The 19,813-nt window shown below is 59.7% G+C and carries 20 protein-coding genes, 1 other RNA gene and 1 pseudogene; 10 read left to right on the forward strand and 12 right to left on the reverse strand.

The genetic code is table 11. The features are described 5' to 3' along the window. Positions 1 to 13 precede the first annotated feature (13 nt). Entirely contained in the window at positions 14 to 2,236 is a 2,223-nt protein-coding gene (gene ppk1, locus PSUM_RS18025; RefSeq protein ID WP_020797250.1) for a polyphosphate kinase 1, read from the forward strand. Positions 2,237 to 2,381: 145 nt separating this feature from the next. Here the strand turns inward: ppk1 and ppx are convergent, their stop codons facing one another. From ppx to PSUM_RS18050, 5 genes are all read right to left on the reverse strand, one after another. Then, positions 2,382 to 3,884, reverse strand: coding sequence for an exopolyphosphatase (gene ppx, locus PSUM_RS18030; RefSeq protein ID WP_083349891.1), 1,503 nt, complete (start codon positions 3,882 to 3,884; stop codon positions 2,382 to 2,384). 180 nt (positions 3,885 to 4,064) lie between these two features. Continuing rightward, complete coding sequence (locus PSUM_RS18035; RefSeq protein ID WP_020797253.1) at positions 4,065 to 4,802, reverse strand: amino acid ABC transporter ATP-binding protein; 738 nt, start codon at positions 4,800 to 4,802, stop codon at positions 4,065 to 4,067. Continuing rightward, on the reverse strand, positions 4,789 to 5,439 hold the full coding sequence (locus tag PSUM_RS18040) for an amino acid ABC transporter permease (RefSeq protein WP_083349890.1): 651 nt from the start codon (positions 5,437 to 5,439) through the stop codon (positions 4,789 to 4,791). Before PSUM_RS18040 ends, PSUM_RS18035 begins: the two co-directional genes overlap by 14 nt. Beyond that, on the reverse strand, positions 5,436 to 6,104 hold the full coding sequence (locus PSUM_RS18045) for an amino acid ABC transporter permease (protein WP_083349889.1): 669 nt from the start codon (positions 6,102 to 6,104) through the stop codon (positions 5,436 to 5,438). The genes PSUM_RS18040 and PSUM_RS18045 overlap by 4 nt, the downstream gene beginning before the upstream one ends. A 22-nt stretch (positions 6,105 to 6,126) precedes the next feature. Then, positions 6,127 to 6,912, reverse strand: a complete 786-nt coding sequence (locus PSUM_RS18050; RefSeq protein WP_020797256.1) for a transporter substrate-binding domain-containing protein — start codon at positions 6,910 to 6,912, stop codon at positions 6,127 to 6,129. Between the two features lie 256 nt (positions 6,913 to 7,168). Here PSUM_RS18050 and PSUM_RS18055 point away from each other — a divergent pair, with 256 nt between their 5' ends. From PSUM_RS18055 to PSUM_RS18080, 6 genes are all read left to right on the forward strand, one after another. Beyond that, positions 7,169 to 7,876, forward strand: a complete 708-nt coding sequence (locus PSUM_RS18055) for a FadR/GntR family transcriptional regulator (RefSeq protein WP_083350198.1) — start codon at positions 7,169 to 7,171, stop codon at positions 7,874 to 7,876. Positions 7,877 to 7,997: 121 nt separating this feature from the next. Continuing rightward, the gene (gene trxA, locus PSUM_RS18060; RefSeq protein WP_003206727.1) at positions 7,998 to 8,327 is read left to right on the forward strand and encodes a thioredoxin TrxA; all 330 of its coding nucleotides are present in this window, start codon (positions 7,998 to 8,000) and stop codon (positions 8,325 to 8,327) included. Positions 8,328 to 8,575: 248 nt separating this feature from the next. After that, complete coding sequence (gene rho / locus PSUM_RS18065) at positions 8,576 to 9,835, forward strand: transcription termination factor Rho (protein ID WP_003206716.1); 1,260 nt, start codon at positions 8,576 to 8,578, stop codon at positions 9,833 to 9,835. A 141-nt stretch (positions 9,836 to 9,976) separates the two neighbouring features. Further along, on the forward strand, positions 9,977 to 11,443 hold the full coding sequence (gene ubiD / locus PSUM_RS18070) for a 4-hydroxy-3-polyprenylbenzoate decarboxylase (RefSeq protein WP_020797260.1): 1,467 nt from the start codon (positions 9,977 to 9,979) through the stop codon (positions 11,441 to 11,443). Continuing rightward, a complete protein-coding gene (locus tag PSUM_RS18075) occupies positions 11,443 to 12,411 on the forward strand; it encodes a CDP-6-deoxy-delta-3,4-glucoseen reductase (RefSeq protein WP_020797261.1) in 969 nt (322 codons plus the stop codon). The genes ubiD and PSUM_RS18075 overlap by 1 nt, the downstream gene beginning before the upstream one ends. A gap of 302 nt (positions 12,412 to 12,713) precedes the next feature. Next, positions 12,714 to 13,382 carry a gamma-glutamylcyclotransferase gene (locus PSUM_RS18080; protein ID WP_020797262.1) on the forward strand — a complete coding sequence of 223 codons (669 nt, stop codon included), beginning with the start codon at positions 12,714 to 12,716 and terminating at the stop codon, positions 13,380 to 13,382. Here the strand turns inward: PSUM_RS18080 and glpT are convergent. Next, a pseudogene (glpT, locus tag PSUM_RS18085) lies at positions 13,358 to 14,706 on the reverse strand (glycerol-3-phosphate transporter). The gene PSUM_RS18080 and the pseudogene glpT overlap by 25 nt on opposite strands. Positions 14,707 to 15,033: 327 nt before the next feature. On the opposite strand from glpT, the gene PSUM_RS18090 reads away from it, so the two are divergent. Next, a complete protein-coding gene (locus tag PSUM_RS18090; protein ID WP_033042149.1) occupies positions 15,034 to 15,648 on the forward strand; it encodes an energy transducer TonB in 615 nt (204 codons plus the stop codon). Positions 15,649 to 15,698: 50 nt separating this feature from the next. Here the strand turns inward: PSUM_RS18090 and PSUM_RS18095 are convergent, their stop codons facing one another. Then, complete coding sequence (locus tag PSUM_RS18095; protein WP_020797265.1) at positions 15,699 to 16,676, reverse strand: NADPH:quinone oxidoreductase family protein; 978 nt, start codon at positions 16,674 to 16,676, stop codon at positions 15,699 to 15,701. A 150-nt stretch (positions 16,677 to 16,826) separates the two neighbouring features. Here PSUM_RS18095 and PSUM_RS18100 point away from each other — a divergent pair, with 150 nt between their 5' ends. Then, entirely contained in the window at positions 16,827 to 17,234 is a 408-nt protein-coding gene (locus tag PSUM_RS18100) for a flagellar basal body-associated protein FliL (protein ID WP_020797266.1), read from the forward strand. Positions 17,235 to 17,347: 113 nt separating this feature from the next. Here the strand turns inward: PSUM_RS18100 and PSUM_RS18105 are convergent, their stop codons facing one another. Next, entirely contained in the window at positions 17,348 to 17,800 is a 453-nt protein-coding gene (locus PSUM_RS18105; RefSeq protein ID WP_083349888.1) for an EVE domain-containing protein, read from the reverse strand. A gap of 195 nt (positions 17,801 to 17,995) precedes the next feature. Here PSUM_RS18105 and PSUM_RS31870 point away from each other — a divergent pair, with 195 nt between their 5' ends. Beyond that, positions 17,996 to 18,151 carry a hypothetical protein gene (locus tag PSUM_RS31870; protein WP_020797268.1) on the forward strand — a complete coding sequence of 52 codons (156 nt, stop codon included), beginning with the start codon at positions 17,996 to 17,998 and terminating at the stop codon, positions 18,149 to 18,151. 33 nt (positions 18,152 to 18,184) lie between these two features. On the opposite strand, the gene PSUM_RS18115 is transcribed toward PSUM_RS31870, so the two are convergent. The 4 genes from PSUM_RS18115 to PSUM_RS18130 form a co-directional block, all read right to left on the reverse strand. Next, a complete protein-coding gene (locus tag PSUM_RS18115) occupies positions 18,185 to 18,790 on the reverse strand; it encodes a 5-formyltetrahydrofolate cyclo-ligase (RefSeq protein WP_033042138.1) in 606 nt (201 codons plus the stop codon). 102 nt (positions 18,791 to 18,892) lie between these two features. Then, positions 18,893 to 19,071: non-coding RNA, 6S RNA (ssrS, locus tag PSUM_RS18120), on the reverse strand. Positions 19,072 to 19,101: 30 nt separating this feature from the next. After that, positions 19,102 to 19,419 (reverse strand): cell division protein ZapA, encoded by a 318-nt coding sequence (locus PSUM_RS18125; RefSeq protein ID WP_008055229.1) that lies wholly within the window; start codon positions 19,417 to 19,419, stop codon positions 19,102 to 19,104. Beyond that, positions 19,416 to 19,625 carry a TIGR02449 family protein gene (locus PSUM_RS18130; RefSeq protein WP_007982902.1) on the reverse strand — a complete coding sequence of 70 codons (210 nt, stop codon included), beginning with the start codon at positions 19,623 to 19,625 and terminating at the stop codon, positions 19,416 to 19,418. Before PSUM_RS18130 ends, PSUM_RS18125 begins: the two co-directional genes overlap by 4 nt. Between the last annotated feature and the right edge of the window lie 188 nt (positions 19,626 to 19,813).

The following is a 19,813-nucleotide window of genomic DNA, read 5'->3' on the forward strand; positions in this document are numbered from 1 at the left end:
CCAGGAACATTCGATGAATACCGAAGTACTCACTGAAGTTGCCGTAAAAGACGCCCAGCCTGTGGTGGAGCAAGTCGACGAGACCCCGCCGGAGCTGGAGCCAGCTCCGCCCGCGGCGGTCGTCGAGACCGCTGTGGCAGCGCCAGCGATTGCCATTCCCGGCCTGGATGACAGCAGCCTGTACATCCACCGCGAGCTGTCGCAACTGCAGTTCAACATCCGCGTGTTGGAACAGGCACTGGACGAGTCATACCCGTTGCTGGAGCGCCTGAAATTTCTGCTGATCTTCTCCAGCAACCTGGACGAGTTCTTCGAGATTCGTGTCGCCGGCCTCAAGAAGCAGATCACCTTCGCCCGGGAGCAAGCGGGTGCCGACGGCTTGCAACCGCACCAGGCCCTGGCCCGCATCAGTGAACTGGTACACGGTCACGTCGATCGTCAGTACGCGATCCTGAACGACATCCTGCTGCCGGAGCTGGAAAAACATCAGGTCCGCTTCATTCGTCGCCGTCACTGGACGACCAAGCTAAAGACCTGGGTGCGCCGCTATTTCCGTGACGAGATTGCCCCGATCATCACCCCGATCGGCCTCGACCCGACGCACCCGTTCCCTTTGTTGGTGAACAAAAGCCTTAACTTCATCGTCGAGCTCGAGGGTATCGACGCCTTTGGTCGCGACTCCGGCCTGGCGATCATCCCGGCACCGCGCTTGCTGCCGCGGGTGATCAAGGTGCCGGAAGAAGTCGGCGGCCCTGGCGACAACTATGTATTCCTGTCGTCGATGATCCACGCTCACGCCGATGACTTGTTCCAGGGCATGAAGGTCAAGGGCTGCTATCAGTTCCGCCTGACCCGAAACGCCGACCTGGCGCTGGACTCGGAAGATGTCGAAGACCTGGCGCGTGCCCTGCGCGGCGAGCTGTTCTCCCGTCGTTATGGCGACGCGGTGCGATTGGAAGTTGCCGATACCTGCCCGAAACACCTGTCCGACTACCTGCTCAAGCAATTCAACCTCAGCGAGAGCGAGCTTTATCAGGTCAACGGCCCGGTGAACCTGACGCGTCTGTTCAGCATTACCGGCCTGGACAGCCAGCGCGAGCTGCAATACACGCCGTTCACCCCGCAGATTCCGAAACTGCTGCAGAACAGCGAAAACATTTTCAGCGTGATCAGCAAGCAGGACATCCTGTTGCTGCACCCGTTCGAGTCGTTCACTCCGGTGGTCGACCTGCTGCGCCAGGCCGCCAAGGACCCGCACGTATTAGCGGTGCGTCAGACCCTGTATCGCTCCGGCGCCAACTCGGAAATCGTCGATGCGTTGGTGGATGCGGCGCGTAACGGCAAGGAGGTCACCGCGGTGATCGAATTGCGCGCGCGGTTCGACGAAGAGTCCAACCTGCAGCTGGCCAGCCGTCTGCAAGCGGCCGGTGCGGTGGTGATCTACGGTGTGGTCGGCTTCAAGACCCACGCCAAGATGATGCTGATCCTGCGCCGCGAAGCGGGTGAGATCGTGCGTTACGCCCACCTCGGTACGGGTAACTATCACGCCGGCAACGCTCGCCTGTATACCGACTACAGCCTGCTGACCTCCGACGACGCCCTGTGCGAAGACGTCGGAAAACTGTTCAGCCAGTTGATCGGCATGGGCAAGACGCTGCGCATGAAGAAGCTGCTGCATGCGCCGTTTACCCTGAAAAAGGGCATGCTCGACATGATTGCCCGCGAAACCCAGTTCGCCCTCGAGGGCAAGCCGGCGCACATCATCGCCAAGTTCAACTCGCTGACCGATCCGAAGATCATCCGCGCGTTGTACAAGGCCAGCCAGTCGGGCGTGCGCATCGACCTGGTAGTGCGTGGCATGTGCTGCCTGCGGCCGGGCATCGCCGGGGTGTCGCACAATATCCATGTGCGCTCGATCATCGGTCGCTTCCTGGAGCACACCCGGGTCTTCTATTTCCTCAATGGCGGGGAAGAGCAGATGTTCCTCTCCAGCGCTGACTGGATGGAGCGCAACCTCGACAAGCGCGTCGAGACTTGCTTCCCGGTAGAGGGCAAGAAGCTGATCATGCGGGTCAAGAAAGAGCTCGAGCTGTACCTCACCGACAACACCCACAGCTGGAGCCTGCAGTCGGACGGCCGTTACATCCGCAATACACCGACCGGCAACCAGAACCCGCGCAGTGCGCAGGCTACCTTGCTGGAGCGGTTGGGTAGCCCGATCCTGGCGGTTCGGTAACACCGGCACGAGGTAAAAAAATGGCGATCCCTTTGGATCGCCATTTTTGTTTCCACCCTGTAGGAGCTGCCGCAGGCTGCGATCTTTTGATCTTGTTTTGAAGGGCAAAATCAAAAGATCGCAGCCTGCGGCAGCTCCTACAGGTTCAGCGCACGGTCAGTACGGTGTCTACGCGGGTAAGCCACTGCGCTTCGATCTCGAAGTCGGCCTGGGTCAGTTGGTTGTCCTCCAACCAGTTTTCCGGGAAAACAACTTCCAGGTGGTTGCCATTGGCGTTCAGTTCCACCTGAGGCATTTGCTGGGTGCCGCGGATGTGATGGAACAGGATCGCGAAGCGTAGCAACACGCAAAGACGAATCAGCTTGATGCCGTCATCGCCGAATTCGGCGAACTTGTCCTTGGGAATGTTGCGGCGGTGGCCGCGCACCAGGAGTGCAAGCATCAGTTGGTCTTCGCGGGAGAAACCGGCCAGGTCCGAGTGCTCGATCAGGTAGGCGCCATGCTTGTGGTACTGGTAGTGGGCAATGTCCAGGCCCACCTCATGCACCTTGGCCGCCCAGCCGAGCAGTTCGCGCCAGACGCCGTCTTCCAGGTCCCAGTCCTTGGCCACCTGATCGAAGGCATGCAGGGCCTTGCGTTCGACTCGCACCGCTTGTTCCAGGTCGACGTGATAACGCTCCATCAGCGACGTCAGGGTGCGTTCACGCACGTCTTCGTGATGATGACGACCCAGCAGGTCATAGAGAACGCCTTCGCGCAACGCGCCTTCACAGTGGTCCATGCGTTGCAGTTCAAGTGAATCGAAGATGGCTTCGAGGATGGCCAGGCCGGCCGGGAAAATCGCCCGACGGTCCGGCTTGATGCCCTCGAAGTCGATTTTCTCGACATCGCCAAGCTTGATCAGCTTGCGCTTGAGCCAGGCCAACCCTTCGGCATTCACTTCACCGGTGCCGTGGCCGCCGGCTTTCAGCGCCAGGCCGATGGCGCGGATGGTGCCCGAGGAGCCGATGGCTTCATCCCAGGTCAGGCGATGCAGGGCGTGTTCAATGCTCATGATCTCCAGCCGCGCCGCGGTATACGCCTGGGCGTAGCGGGCCGGGGTGATCTTGCCGTCCTTGAAATAGCGCTGGGTGTAGCTGACGCAACCCATCTGCAGGCTTTCGCGCAACAAGGGCTCGAATCTCTGCCCGATGATGAACTCGGTGCTGCCACCGCCGATGTCGGCCACCAGGCGTTTGCCCGGGGTGTCGGCGAGGGTGTGGGACACGCCCAGATAGATCAGGCGCGCTTCTTCACGGCCGGAGATGACTTCCACCGGGTGGCCGAGGATTTCTTCGGCGCGGTGGATGAATTCGTTGCGGTTACGGGCTTCACGCAGGGCGTTGGTGCCGACGATCCGCACGGCGCCTGGGGGCATACCGTTGATCAGTTGGGCGAAACGCTTGAGGCAATCGAGCCCGCGTTGCATGGATTCTTCGCTGAGGTGGCGTTCGTCGTCGATACCGGCGGCCAACTGAACCTTCTCCCCGAGACGTTCGAGAATGCGGATTTCGCCGTTCTGGGCCTTGGCCACGACCATGTGAAAGCTGTTGGAGCCCAGGTCGATTGCGGCGATCAAGGACAGATTCTTGGCTTGGGATTGCGGCATGGTCAGGGGTCTCGGTCGATAACCTCGACATCCTGCCACGATCAAAGGCTGCCGCCAACGCGTTGTGTTCAAAGCCGATCGTTCCCACGCTCTGCGTGGGAATGCAGCCCGGGACGCTCTGCGTCCCAAAGCGGACGCGGAGCGTCCGTTGAGGCATTCCCACGCGGAGCGTGGGAACGATCAGGTGGTCGCCTCAACCGTCCCAATGAAATTCGCCAACTCCACCGTCCGCGGATTGGCAAACAACTCCTTTGGATCGCCCACCTCATGCACCAAACCTTGATGCATGAACACCAACTTATCCCCAACCTCCCGGGCAAAGCGCATTTCATGGGTGACCATGATCAGCGTCATGCCTTCCTTGGCCAGTTGCCGAACCACGCTCAGTACTTCGTTGACCAGCTCCGGGTCGAGCGCCGAGGTGATTTCGTCGCACAGCAGCACCTTTGGCGACATCGCCAGCGCACGGGCAATCGCCACCCGCTGTTGCTGCCCGCCGGACAGGCGATCGGGGAAGGCATCGAACTTCTCTCCAAGCCCGACCCGTTCCAGCATCTGTCGCGCCAGTTCGGCAGCCTGGGTCTTCGGTACTTTCTGCACCACCTGCGGCGCGAGCATCACGTTCTCGCCCACCGTCAGGTGCGGGAACAGGTTGAACTGCTGGAACACCATCCCGACTTTCTGGCGCAGGCTGCGCAGGTCGGCGCGGGCGGCGTCGAGGTATTCGCCGTCGACTTCGATGACGCCATCGTTGATCGATTCCAGGCCGTTGAGGGTGCGCAGCAAGGTCGACTTGCCCGAGCCGCTGCGGCCGATGATCGCCACCACCTGGCCTTGCTCGACACTCAGGTCGATGCCTTTGAGCACATGGTGGTCGCCATAGTATTTATGCAGGGCGGAAATTCTAAGCAGAGGCATGCAGTCTCCTTTCCAGGTAGCGCGCACTGAGGGACAAGGGGTAGCAGAGCAGGAAGTAGCCGAGGGCAACCAGCCCGTAGACCATGAAGGGCTCGAAGGTGGCGTTGGCCAACATGCCGCCGGTCTTGGTCAGTTCGGTGAAACCGATGATCGAGGTCACGGCCGTACCCTTGACCACTTGCACCGAGAAGCCCACGGTCGGCGCCACGGCGATGCGCAACGCTTGTGGCAGGATCACGTAGCGCAATTGCTCCAGGGGATTGAGCGCCAGGCTCGACGAGGCTTCCCATTGGCCGTTGGGGATCGACTCGACGCAACCCCGCCAAATTTCCGCCAGGTAGGCGCTGGTGAACAACGTCAAGGCGATTGCCGCCGCGGTCCACGGCGAAATCTCCACCCCGGCCAGCGCTATACCGAAGAACACCAGGAACAGCTGCATCAACAGCGGCGTGCCCTGGAACAATTCGATGTAGGTACGGGCAAAACTGCGCGGCAAGGCTTTGTTCGAAAGGCGCATCAGCATGATGAGCAAGCCGATCAGCCCGCCGCCAACGAACGCCACCAGCGACAGTGCCAGTGTCCATTGCAGGCCGGTGAGCAGGTTGCGCACGATGTCCCAGAAGGTGAAATCGCTCATCGAGTGCTCCTGGCAATGAATCGGTGTCCGATCCAGTTCAGCAACTGGCGGATCAGCAAGGCCATGCACAGATAGAGCAGCGTGGTCAGTGCATAGGTTTCAAAGGCGCGGAAGTTGCGTGACTGGATGAAGTTGGCGGCGAAGCTCAACTCTTCGGTGGCGATCTGCGAACAGACCGCCGAACCGAGCATGACGATGATGATCTGGCTGCTCAGGGCCGGCCAGACCTTGCCCAGCGCCGGCAGCAGCACCACATGGCGGAAGGCTTCGAAGCGCGTCATCGCCAGGGCCGCCGCGGCCTCCAGCTGACCTCGCGGGACCGCCTGGACGCCAGCCCGGATGATCTCGGTGGAATAGGCTCCCAGATTGATCACCATCGCCAGCACCGCTGCCTGCCATTCGGAAATCTGCACACCCAGGGAGGGCAGGCCGAAGAAGATGAAAAACAACTGCACCAGAAACGGCGTATTGCGGATCAACTCGACATAGACCGCAAAAAAACCGGCGAAGGGGCGGATGTTCCACGCCCGCACCAGCGCCCCGACGATGCCCAGCCCCACCCCCAGCACCGCGCCGATGGCCGTCAGCTCAAGGGTGAACAGTGCACCGCGCAGCAGAAGATCGGTGTTGTGCACCACCGGCAAGAAATCGAACTGATAAGCCATAGCGTGTCTCCTGCGCGCCGGATCAGAGGTCGGCCGGCAGCGGTTCTTTCAACCAGGCCAGGGCATTTTTCTCCAGCGCGCCGTCGCTCTTGGCGGTCACAAGAATCTGGTTGACCTTGTCCAGCAGCGCCGGCTCGTTCTTGTTCACGCCCACGTAGACGGGCGAGTCCTTGAGCTTCACTTTCAGCGCCGGCACGCGTTTCGGGCTCTTCTCGCTGATCGCGACCATCACCACGTTGCCGCTGGCAATCAGGTCCACTTGCCCCGCCAGATACGCGGCGATGGTCGAGTTGTTGTCTTCGAAGCGCTTGATGGTCACGCCTTCGGGGGCGACCTTGGTCAGCTCGATGTCTTCGATGGCGCCACGGGTGACGCTGACGGTTTTGCCCTTGAGGTCGTCGAGGCTCTTGATGTCGGCATCTGGAGGACCGAACACGGCGAGGTAGAAGGGCGCATAGGCGCGGGAGAAATCGATGACTTTTTCGCGTTCCGGGTTTTTGCCGAGGCTGGAGATCACCAGGTCGACCTTGCCGGTGGTCAGGAACGGAATGCGATTGGTGCTGTTGACCGGGGTCAGTTCGAGTTTGACCTTGAGCTGGTCGGCCAGCAGTTTGGCGGTGTCGATGTCCAGGCCGCGCGGCTTCATGTCCGGGCCAACCGAGCCGAAGGGCGGGAAGTCCTGCGGTACGGCGACCTTGAGAACGCCGCGCTGCACGACATCCTCCAGGGCGTCGGCGTGGGCGGGGGCCTGGCTCAGCACGAGGCTGGCGAACAAGGCTGCGAGGAGGGCGCTGTAACGCTGGGTCATGGCAAGTCTCCGGATCTTTGCGAAGGGATTTCTGCGGATCGACAGAGCATGGGCCATGCCAACATGGCGTTGGTGGGCCGCCAGGCCGCGGATTTGCTGGCGTCACACGGTCTTACTGGTCTGAACAGTCAGGTGGCGTTTCGCACCCCGATGGCGCAGCGGCGAAAGTCACCGAACCCCCATGGGGCACGACTTGCCGGGCGCTTCGAATAGCTTTACAACTGAGCGCTCATTGGCCTGGTTCGACTGGAAAACCATGAATTCGATCTCTCGCGCCGTACCTGAACTGGCGCTGCAAGCCATCCGCAAACTGATCACCGAACAGGGTTTCGGGCCCGGGGATGCCTTGCCCTCGCAGCGGGACCTGGCGGTGCAACTGGGGGTCAGTCGGGCGTCGTTGCGTGAGGCGCTGTCATCGCTCAGCGCACTGGGTGTCATCAGTATCCAGCCGGGCAAAGGCGTGTTCGTGCAGTCGCCGGTGGAGCTTGAGCGAAGCGAGGCCGCACCCGGTTGGCCCTTCGCGGCGCAGGCTTCGCCCCTGGATATCTTCCAGTTGCGTTACGCGCTGGAGGGATTCGCGGCGGGGCTGGCGGCCGTGACCTTGAGTACCGATGAGCTCGATGCGCTGGAAGATAACGTCGCCGCCATGCGCAACGACCTCAAGTGCGGCGACTTCGAAGCGGCAGCCCGCCTGGACTTCGAATTCCATCGGCGCATTTTGCTGGCCAGCGGCAATCAGGCGATGCTGAGCATCCTGACGGCCAGTGCCGAGATTTTCCTGGAGAGTCAGAAGCTACCGTTCATCCGGGCCGAGCGGGCCATGGAAACCTGGCATGAGCACCGCAAAATCCTTCGCGCGCTGGCGCGCCGGGCCTCGGGGGCCGCGCAAAAGGCCATGCACGAACACGTGCGCAATGCGGCGCTGCGTACCGGGATCGCTTTCGTCGCTCCCGCATTGGCGTGACCTGGGCTATACCCAAACTCATGGAACACCATAGCGAGACTCAATCATCTGCACCTTCCTGAACGAGGGAAGGGCGGCTATGATGGGCCACGTTTTTTTGCTTACAACCCTGGAGAATTCCATGAGCAGCGATCTTATCAAACACGTTAGCGACGCTAGCTTCGAGGCCGACGTACTCAAGGCTGAAGGCGCTGTACTGGTCGACTACTGGGCTGAATGGTGCGGCCCTTGCAAAATGATCGCTCCTGTCCTGGACGAAATTGCCGAGACCTACAAAGGCAAGCTGACCGTTGCCAAGCTGAACATCGACGAAAACCAGGAAACCCCCGCCAAGCATGGCGTGCGCGGTATCCCGACGCTGATGCTGTTCAAGAACGGCAACGTTGAAGCGACCAAGGTTGGCGCACTGTCGAAGTCGCAGCTGGCGGCTTTCCTCGACGCCAACATCTAAGCGTCGTAGTAGCGTGTCAGATAAAGGCCCCGCAGATAGCGGGGCTTTTTTCGTTGTAGAGGGCTAGACGCTCCGAAATTCAGGTGTTACATTCGGCCCCGCGCTGGTTTCTCCAGTGCCCCCTGCTAGCCGTCGCCGACGCTCTCCTTTTCGAATAAGTACGCGATCCTGTCGCCTTCTCCGCGGCGCGGCCTCATTAAGCCAAAAGCTTAATTTCCCCCCTCCATAAATGATTACGTCATTCCTATATGAATCTGACTGAACTCAAGCAAAAGCCGATTACCGAACTGCTCGAATTGGCCGAACAGATGGGCATAGAAAATATGGCCCGTTCGCGCAAGCAGGACGTGATTTTCTCCCTGCTGAAAAAGCACGCGAAAAGCGGCGAGGAAATCTCCGGTGATGGCGTGCTGGAGATTCTCCAGGACGGCTTCGGCTTCCTTCGCTCTGCTGACGCCTCCTATCTCGCCGGCCCAGACGATATCTACGTCTCGCCGAGCCAGATCCGTCGCTTCAACTTGCGTACCGGTGACACCATCGTTGGCAAGATCCGACCTCCTAAGGAAGGCGAGCGTTATTTCGCACTGCTCAAGGTCGACACGATCAACTTCGACCGTCCGGAAAACGCGAAAAACAAGATTCTCTTCGAGAACCTGACCCCGCTGTTCCCGACCGTGCGCATGAAGATGGAAGCCGGTAACGGTTCCACCGAAGACTTGACCGGTCGAGTCATCGACCTGTGCGCCCCGATCGGTAAAGGCCAGCGCGGTCTGATCGTTGCACCGCCCAAAGCCGGTAAGACGATCATGCTGCAGAACATCGCGGCGAACATCGCGCGTAACAATCCTGAAGTTCATCTGATCGTCTTGCTGATCGACGAACGTCCGGAAGAAGTAACCGAAATGCAGCGTACCGTGCGCGGCGAAGTGGTTGCCTCGACGTTCGACGAGCCGCCAACCCGCCACGTGCAGGTTGCCGAAATGGTGATCGAGAAGGCCAAGCGCCTGGTCGAACACAAGAAGGACGTGGTGATCCTGCTCGACTCCATCACCCGTCTGGCCCGTGCCTACAACACCGTGATCCCGAGCTCCGGCAAGGTATTGACCGGTGGTGTCGATGCCCACGCCCTGGAGAAACCGAAGCGTTTCTTCGGCGCTGCGCGGAACATCGAGGAAGGCGGCTCGCTGACCATTATCGCCACCGCGCTGGTTGAAACCGGCTCGAAGATGGACGAAGTGATCTACGAGGAATTCAAAGGCACCGGCAACATGGAACTGCCTCTGGATCGCCGTATCGCTGAAAAGCGTGTGTTCCCGGCCATCAACATCAACCGTTCCGGTACTCGTCGCGAAGAGTTGCTGACTGCCGACGACGAGCTGCAGCGCATGTGGATTCTGCGCAAGCTGCTGCACCCGATGGACGAAGTGGCTGCCATCGAGTTCCTGGTCGACAAGCTGAAAACGACCAAGACCAACGATGAGTTCTTCCTGTCGATGAAGCGCAAGTAAGTCGATAGACCAGCAAAAGCCGGGGAAACCCGGCTTTTTGCTATCTGATTTTTGATCAACCCGTAGTTCGTGGTTCTGAAGCATGAGGTTCGGCGCTAAACTGCCTGCCCCCGAACGCCACGGCCAACACGAGGCTCACGCATGCAGTATCGCGACTTGCGCGACTTTATCAGCGGCCTGGAACAGCGCGGCGAACTCAAGCGCATCCAGGTTCCGGTGTCCCCAGTGCTCGAAATGACCGAGGTCTGCGACCGCACCTTGCGCGCCAAGGGCCCGGCCCTGCTTTTCGAAAAACCCACCGGTTTTGACATTCCCGTGCTCGGCAACCTGTTCGGTACCCCCGAGCGCGTGGCGTTGGGCATGGGCGCCGAAGCGGTCAGCGAGCTTCGCGAAATCGGCAAGTTGCTGGCGTTCCTCAAGGAGCCCGAGCCGCCCAAGGGGTTGAAAGACGCCTGGTCCAAGCTGCCGATCTTCCGCAAGATCATCTCGATGGCACCCAAGGTGGTCAAGGATGCGATCTGCCAGGAAGTGGTCATCGAAGGCGACGACGTCGACCTGTCGACGTTGCCCGTGCAGACCTGCTGGCCAGGCGACGTCGCGCCGCTGATCACCTGGGGCCTGACGGTCACCAAAGGTCCGAACAAGGACCGGCAGAACCTCGGCATCTACCGTCAGCAAGTGATCGGCCGCAACAAGGTCATCATGCGCTGGCTGAGTCACCGTGGCGGCGCGCTGGATTACCGTGAATGGTGCGAAAAACATCCCGGCCAACCGTTCCCGGTCGCCGTGGCGCTGGGTGCTGACCCGGCGACCATTCTTGGCGCCGTGACCCCGGTGCCGGACAGCCTTTCCGAGTACGCCTTCGCCGGCCTGTTGCGCGGTAACCGTACCGAGCTGGTGAAATGCCGTGGCAACGACCTGCAAGTGCCGGCTACCGCCGAGATCATCCTTGAAGGCGTGATCCATCCAGGCGAGATGGCCGATGAGGGGCCGTACGGCGACCACACCGGTTACTACAATGAAGTCGACAGCTTCCCTGTGTTCACGGTCGAGCGCATCACCCACCGGATCAAGCCGATCTACCACAGTACCTACACCGGGCGTCCACCGGATGAGCCGGCGATCCTGGGTGTGGCGCTGAACGAAGTGTTCGTGCCGATCCTGCAGAAGCAGTTCCCGGAGATCACCGACTTCTACCTGCCGCCCGAAGGCTGTTCATACCGCATGGCCGTCGTGACCATGAAGAAGTCGTACCCGGGGCATGCCAAGCGGGTAATGCTCGGTGTCTGGTCGTTTTTGCGACAGTTCATGTACACCAAGTTCGTTATCGTCACTGACGACGATATCAACGCCCGCGACTGGAATGACGTGATCTGGGCCATTACTACGCGCATGGACCCCAAGCGCGACACGGTGATGATCGAGAACACGCCCATCGACTACCTGGACTTTGCCTCGCCGGTGTCCGGCCTGGGCTCGAAGATGGGGCTCGATGCCACGCATAAATGGCCGGGTGAAACCACGCGCGAGTGGGGCCGTGTAATCGTCAAGGACGACGCCGTGACCCAGCGGATCGATGCCATCTGGAATCAGTTAGGAATAGATTGATGCGTGTAACCTTGCAGCCCTCCGGAGCAGTACTGGATATCTTGCCCGGCGAGCGGATTCTCGATGGCGCACGTCGCCTGGGCTATGAATGCCCGCAAAGCTGTCGCAACGGTAACTGCCATGTGTGCGCGGCACTGCTGGTGGAAGGGCGCGTGGAGCAGGCGGGCGATGTGCGTGACCATGGCGAGTTCTACACTTGCATAGCAGAGCCGCTGGAAGACTGCATCGTGCTGTGGGATGGCGTGCTCGCGCTGGGAGAATTGCCGGTGCGCAGTCTGTCGTGTCAGGTCACCAGTTGCACCGAGGTCGGTGGTGATACCTGGCGGGTGCGGCTGCGGGCCCCCGCCGGCAAGCCGCCGCGATATCACGCGGGCCAGTATCTGATGATCCATCGCGACAACGGCGAGAAGTCGTCCTTCTCCCTGGCCTCGGCACCCTCCGGTGGCCGTGACCTGGAAATCCACGTGCTGGCGCGCGAAGCCAGCGCGCTCAACCTGATCGAGCAACTTCAGCGCAACAGCATGGTGCGTGTCGACATGCCGTTCGGTGATGCCCACCTGGCCGAGTTGCCGGACGGTCCGTTGGTGTTGATCGCCGCGGGCACCGGCATGGGCCAGGTCCATGGCCTGATCGAGCATTGCCGCGCCGAGGGCTTCAAGCATCCGGTGCACCTGTATTGGGGTGTGCGTCGTCCTGAAGACTTTTATGAAGTCGAACATTGGGATGAATGGCTGAAGCTGCCCAACCTGTTCCTGCATAAAGTCGTCAGCGATCAATGCGGCTGGCAGGGACGCTGCGGCATGTTGCATGAAGCGGTCTGCGAAGACTTTCCTGATCTCAAAGCCCTGCATGTGTACGCCAGTGGTTCGCCGGCCATGGTCTACGGCACGTTGGATGCGCTGGTCGAGGCGGGGATGGACGCCCACCAGATGCGCGCCGACGTATTCGCGTACGCCCCTCGATCTTGATCCACGATCTTGATCCAGCCCTTGTAGGAGCTGCCGCAGGCTGCGATCTTTTGACCTTGCCTTGAAGATCAAAAGATCGCAGCCTGCGGCAGCTCCTACAGTTCCTCCCGTTATAACTCTCTATATAGCCGATCGGTATTTATAAAATCATATAAATGTCGGTAGGTTATATATCGTTCAAGTAATTAATTAAGAGTTGCGCCAAGGCGCTTCAATTACTTGAATACATATGTGCCTTATTGCTACAGCGGTGCGTTCTATTTAGTAACTGTTTACTCGCGGGGAGCTGAACGCTATTCGCCATGAGCGCCATTGAATCTTCGTTTCTGAACCTGTCCTATCCTCCGCAGCTCGATCTGGGGCCGCAACTCACGCACGAACAATTGCTCAGCTCTATGCAGTCGACCATGGCGCGCCACAAAGGCGGGCCGGTGTGGTTGTTCGCGTATGGGTCGCTGATCTGGCGCCCTGAATGCACGGCGGTCGAGCGCGTTCGTGGGCGAGTGCATGGCTATCATCGCGGTTTGTACCTGTGGTCCCACGAGCATCGTGGCACGCCGGAAATGCCTGGGCTGGTCTTTGGTCTGGATCGCGGCGGCTCCTGCAGCGGTTTCGCCTATCGCTTGCCTGATGAACAGCTGGACGCGTCGTTGTATGCGCTATGGAAACGTGAGATGCCATTTCCGTCCTATCGCCCGCACTGGCTCAACTGCCGACTTGAAGACGGCAACCAGGTTCAGGCATTGGGATTTGTCCTGGAGCGGCATCTGCCCAGTTATGCCGGTAACCTGCCGGATCATGTCCTGAGCCACGTGTTCGAGAACGCTTGCGGGCGCTACGGCACTACTCGCGATTATGTCGAGCAGACCGCCCACGCCCTGCGTAGCCACGCCATGCCAGACCGCAATCTGGAGGCGCGGCTCAAGCGCTGCAAGTCAAAGGATGATCAAGCCAGTGCTTCGCGGCTCTGACTGGCGACTTGCTTGTGCCATAGGGTTGGCGCCAGGAAGGCCATCGCCAGCAGGCAGGCGCCGATCAGCAAGATGAAACCGCCGTCCCAGCCGAAATGGTCCACGGTGTAGCCCATCGCTGCACTGGCCGCGACCGAACCTCCCAGGTAGCCGAACAGCCCCGTGAAGCCCGCAGCCGTACCGGCGGCTTTCTTCGGTGCCAGTTCCAGTGCCTGCAGGCCGATCAGCATCACCGGGCCGTAGATCAGGAAGCCGATGGAGACCAGCGCAATCATGTCGACCGTCGGGTTACCGGCCGGGTTGAGCCAATACACCAGTGTCGCCACGGTCACCAATGCCATGAACACCATGCCTGTCAGGCCACGGTTGCCACGGAAGATCTTGTCCGACATCCAGCCGCACAGCAACGTGCCCGGAATACCGGCCCACTCATAGAAGAAATACGCCCAGGACGTCTTGTCCACAGTGAAGCCCTTGGCCTCCTTGAGGTAGGTCGGTGCCCAGTCCAGCACGCCGTAGCGCAGCAGGTAGACAAAGACGTTGGCCAGGGCGATGTACCAGAGCATCTTGTTGCGCAGCACGTACTTGACGAAGATTTCCTTGGCGCTGAATTCCTCTTCGTGGCTCGCGTCGTAGCCTTCCGGATAGTCGTTCTTGTACTTCTCGATTGGCGGCAGGCCGACCGATTGCGGGGTGTCGCGCATGGTGATGAAGGCAAACACCGCCACGGCCATTGCCACTGCCGCCGGTACATAAAACGCAGCGTGCCAGTCGTTGAACAGGCCCATGCCGATCAGGAACAGTGGGCCGATCAAGCCACCACCCACGTTATGCGCCACGTTCCACAGCGACACCACGCCACCGCGTTCCTTCTGCGACCACCAGTGGACCATGGTCCGCCCACTTGGCGGCCAGCCCATGCCCTGCGCCCAGCCGTTGATGAACAGCAGGATGAACATGATGGTCACGCTGGACGTCGCCCAATGTGCGAAACCGAACGTGAACATCACCGCTGCCGAGACCAACAGGCCGAACGGCAGGAAGTAGCGCGGATTGGAACGGTCGGAAACGATGCCCATCAGAAACTTGGACAAACCATAGGCAATGGCAATCGCCGACAGCGCCACGCCCAATTCTCCACGGGTATAGCCCTCTCGATCAGATAAGGCATGGCCAGGGAGAAGTTCTTGCGCAGCAGGTAGTAACCGGCGTAACCGATAAAGATACCGGCGAAGATCTGCCAGCGCAGGCGTCGGTAGGTGCTGTCTATTTTTTCTTCAGGCAGCGGAGCCTGATGTGCGGCAGGACGAAAGAAAGCAAACATTCAAGAGCTCCAAATTTCTTGTTTTGACTGCGGATGCGAATGTTACAGTTTCGTTACCGAAAATAGCATCGGTTCTCATCGACAAAACAGCGGAAATGTTGGAAATCGAGCGTTCTTTTATGAACATGCTCAGACGTAAATGAAGGGCGGTGTAGGAAGCGTTACCGTTTCGACGTAGATGTGCCTGATCTGAACGCAATAGGGCAGCTTTTTGGGAAAGGTCCTGCGCTTTTACCGGAAGCCATGACCTTCAGCCCAAAGCCTTCGATCTTTACCCTTTGTCTGGCAGCCAGGTTTGGCGATGCAGGGTAAGAAGGGGGATGCGTTATGCGGTGGGTTATGTGTTTGGTGCTGTTGGTTTTGTCTGTTGAAAGTAGGGGAGGTGACGTGTTCCTGATACCGGAGCACAACCCCAAGCCGATTTATCCGCCAGCGCTGCAACGGGCCGGAATCATCGGTGATGTCAGGGTCAGGTTTACGGTCCATGCCGATGGCTCGGTCAGCAAGGTAAGTATTTTGCAAAGCGATCATCATGATTTGGCCGAGGCGTGCAGGGTGGCGATAGGGCAGTGGCGGTTCAAGCCATGGACGGTTGAGGATGGGAAGCCTGCGGAGCAGGAAGTGATTGCGCCGATGGTCTTTGGATTCAATTCAGCGTTACCCCTTCATCTCAATGAATGGCTTAAGAAACTGAAATGTCGCGATCTCAATGAAGTCACGGTCAACACGCCCGAACACGCCTGGGCTGATACCACTGCGTTCCACTACACCCGTGCCTATTTATCGAATGCCTTTTCTGCCACAACGTTGCCTAACGAGCGTCGCCTGGCGCTGATAGCCGGGATGAACAGGAAGGTGCCGGTCATTGTCAGGGAATGCCTGAACAATCCGGTGTCCAGGTACGTGAGGTTTTTACCGGAGGATATTCGCAAGTTGCTTTAGTTTGGGGCGGCCTGGACACCATTGATGGGAGTCCAGACCGTGTGGCGGGCTCAGCGAACCTGCACAACCACCTTGCCAACGGCCTTGCGCTGGCCCAGGTCATTGATGGCCTGCGCGGCATTGCTTAGCGGATACACCTGCGACACCAGCGGCTTCAACTTGCCTTCGGCAAACCAGCCAAACAATTGCTGGAAGTTGGCGGCGTTATCCTGCGGCTGACGCTGGGCGAACGAGCCCCAGAACACGCCGAGTACAGCCGCGCCCTTGAGCAGTGCGAGGTTTACTGGCAGTTCGGGAATGCGTCCGCTGGCAAAGCCCACCACCAGCAGGCGGCCGTTCCAGGCGATGGCGCGGATGGCCTGGTCGAACAGGTCGCCGCCCACCGGGTCGTAGATCACGTCGGCACCCTGGCCATCGGTCAGGCGCTTGATTTCGTCCTTGAGGCTGGTTTCGCTGTAGTTGATCAGCTCGTCGGCACCCGCGGCCTTGGCCACGGCAAGTTTTTCCGCGCTGCTGGCCGCGGCGATCACCCGGGCGCCCATGGCCTTGCCGATTTCCACAGCCGCCAGGCCGACACCGCCGGAGGCGCCCAGTACCAGCAGGGTTTCGCCGGGTTGCAGGTGGGCGCGCTGCTTGAGGGCGTGCATCGAAGTGCCATAGGTCATGCTGAAGGCGGCGGCGGTGTTGAAGTCCATGGAAGGCGGAATCGGCAACACGTTGTAACCCGGCACCGCGACCTGTTCGGCGAAGCTGCCCCAGCCGGTAAGGGCCATGACCCGGTCACCGACTTTCAGGTGGCTGACTTTTTCGCCCACGGCGCTGACTACGCCGGCGGCTTCACCGCCGGGGGAAAAAGGGAAGGGCGGCTTGAATTGGTACTTGCCCTCGATGATCAGCGTGTCGGGAAAGTTCACCCCGGCGGCGTGCACCTCCAGCAGGATTTCGTTCTTCTTCGCGACAGGACTGGCGACGTCTTCCAGCACCAGCGATTCGGCAGGGCCGAAGGCTTTGCACAGCACGGCTTTCATCAGGGCTATTCCTTTGGGAGTGTTGGCCGATAAGTGTAGGTGTGTGAGTCGACGGGTCAACGAGCATGCCCGGCCCTGATAACCAGCCATAAGCTTGTGCTGGCGTAGCGGCTGGTTATGCTAGGCCGCAAACCGGATAAGGAGCGAATTGTGAAAGCGTGGATCATGTTGTTGCTGGGCCTTTCCTTGCCTATGGCAGCGGTGGCCGAAGAGGCCAAGGAAGAGGTGGCGCCGAAGGTCAATTACGTCACCTTGAGCCCGCCGTTCGTGGGCAACTACGGGCTCGATGGCACGCCGAAGCTCAAGGTCTACAAGGCTGATGTGGCATTGCGTGTGACGGGTGACGAGGCCGCCAAAGCGGTGAAGGCCAACGAACCGTTGATTCGTAATCAACTGGTGGCGCTGTTTGCCCAGCAGTCCACCGAGACGATGAACAATGTCGAGGCTAAGGAAAAGCTGCGTCAGGAAGCGCTGAAGCAGACCCAGCAAATCATGAATGATGAAACCGGCAAGCCGGTGGTTGAGGACCTGTTGTTCAACAACCTCATTATCCAATAAGACTTGCGTTGTCCGGGCAGGCCTCTTCGCGGGCAAGCCCGCTCCCACATTGGAATGCGTCCCCTGTGGGAGCTAGCCTGCTCGCGAAAGCATTCTGATTGCCGCCGCACATCTTACGGCTTAAGTGCTATCACCGCCGCCCACTGCTCCGCCGTCACCGGCATCACCGAAAGCCTCGAACCCTTCTGTACCAAAGGCATCTCCGCCAGCGCCGCCTGTTGCTTCAGATAATCGAGCTTCAACACCCTGGAAAACGTTTCGCCGTGAGCGACATCGATAGCGCTCCAGGCGTTTTTCTCGGCAGTGGCCTTCGGATCGTAGTAATGACTCTCGGGCTCCAGTGCGGTTGGGTCCGGATAGGCGGCTTTGACGATCTTTCCAATCCCGGCAATCCCCGGCTCAGGGCAGCTCGAATGGTAGAAAAAGAACTCGTCCCCCACCGCCATTGCGCGCAAAAAATTACGCGCCTGATAGTTGCGAACTCCGTCCCAGCGCGCTCTGCCAAGCTGCTCCAGGCCTTTGATCGAGAGTTCGTCGGGCTCGGATTTCATCAGCCAATAGGCCATGGTTTGGATCCTTGCGAAGTGGGTGGAAAGGTCGTCGGGCAATTTTATGACAAACCGACGGTCGGTTGACGCCAGCATTTGCGTGCGGGTTCACGTTGTCGCAAAATGCCGGCCTTTCAAGCTTGACGCTGCTGCACGGCCTACAAATGGAAACCGCTGCTGACATCGTGTTGATATGCCTTTGGGGGGCAATCGATGAAACGCAAACCGGATTTACTTTGGATTTTGGTTATTTTGTTCGGCCTTGGCGTCGTAACCACTGGTTATGCCCAAAGCCTGTGGAACAACAAGACCGATGCACCCATCGAGGTCTCGGCGCTGCAGCAACAGTCGACAGCCTTCAAGCGCTGATCCTTGCTTTTTGACGCCTGAGCGCGGTGGCGTCTAGCCTGCGTAATACCAGGCCTTGTCCGTCACCGTTCCTTGCAACGGCACATCCCAGCTCGCTTGAGCCAGTCGCTCGACCTTCTGGCATTCATGGGCCAGCCCTAGCAATGTCGGTTTACGCCAGTCATTGCGGCGCGCCAGGTAGGCGAGGCTTCGATCATAGAAGCCGCCGCCCATGCCCAGGCGTCCGCCAACATCGTCAAACCCCACCAATGGCAGCAGCACCAGGTCCAGCGCCCAGACTTTGCGTTGTCGTGCGAGGTTGTGCCTGGGTTCGAGGATACGGAAGCGATTGGGCTTGAGCTTTTCGCCGGGGCGGATGCGCTGGAACACCATTTTGGTTCGCGGCCAGGCACTGAGCACCGGCAGATAGGTGGCCTTGCCCCGACGTTGAGCCGCACGCAACAACAGGCGCGGATCGATTTCACCGTCGGTGGGCAGGTAAAGAGAGATGTGTTTGGCGCGGCGGAACAGCGGTTGCTGGGCCAATTGCTTGTACAGCCCGCGAGCCGCCTGGCGCTGCTGACTGGTTGTCAGTGCGCGGCGGGCCTTGCGCAGCATGCGTCGAAGTTGCGGTCGAGGGAGCAGCGCAGGTTCGGTCATGGATTTTGGCTTCGGCAATACGGTTACCTAAAGCGCCTCTGTAAAAAAGCAGAGCAGTAAAAACGCCGATGCCGGTATTAAAACCGGCATCGGACTGGAATCAGGCTCCCCGGATGTGCCGCTGTCGACTTAGCCCTTGAACCCGAAAGTTCAAGGTGGAAGACGCAGTAGGCTTTAAGGCTTTCCGTCTAGCGGACATGCACACCAGCCCAACGTGCGACCTCCAGGGTATAGCAAATCGGCTCAGGGACATCGCCAACTGGCAAGCACCCCAGGGAGTGATCAGAGTATACCGCAAGCGGTGACGCGAATCAGCCCTTGGTGACATCCGGATCAGTGGCGAGCACCAGATCGACGCGATCGAGCAGGTCGCGCACCTGTTCGCGGGTTGAACCGCTGGCCTGGATATCCGGTCGTTCTTCCTTGTGCAGCAAATCGTGCGTGATGTTCAGCGCGGCCATCACGGCGATGCGATCGGCGCCGATGACTTTGCCGCTGCTGCGGATTTCGCGCATCTTGCCGTCCAGGTAGCGAGCGGCGCTCACCAGGTTGCTGCGCTCTTCCTGGGGGCAGATGATCGAATATTCTTTGTCGAGGATCTGCACAGTGACGCTATTGCTTGAACTCATGAGTCTTGCTCCAGGGCCTTGAGGCGCGAAATCATCGATTCGACCTTACGCCGGGCGATTTCGTTTTTTTCAATGAGGTGCGCGCGTTCCTCGCGCCAGGTCTTTTCCTGAGCTAGTAAGAGTCCGTTTTGGCTCTTAAGTTGCTCGACTCGGGTAATCAACAGTTCGAGTCTGGCCATCAGCGCTTGCAGGTCGGTGTCTTCCATTGTGTCCACTGTTCGTCTGATGGGTGGTAACTGTAGGAGCGAGCATGCTCGCGATGAACCTGAGAACGCCGCGGGGTGTCAGGACCCCAGGGATATCGTTGACGACCATCGCGAGCGTGCTCGCTCCTACAGGGGTAGTCGATGTAGGATACAAGGCCTTCATTCTAGACATAGCGCCGTCTGGCGCC

The organism is Pseudomonas umsongensis, from assembly GCF_002236105.1.
GTDB lineage: Bacteria > Pseudomonadota > Gammaproteobacteria > Pseudomonadales > Pseudomonadaceae > Aquipseudomonas > Aquipseudomonas umsongensis.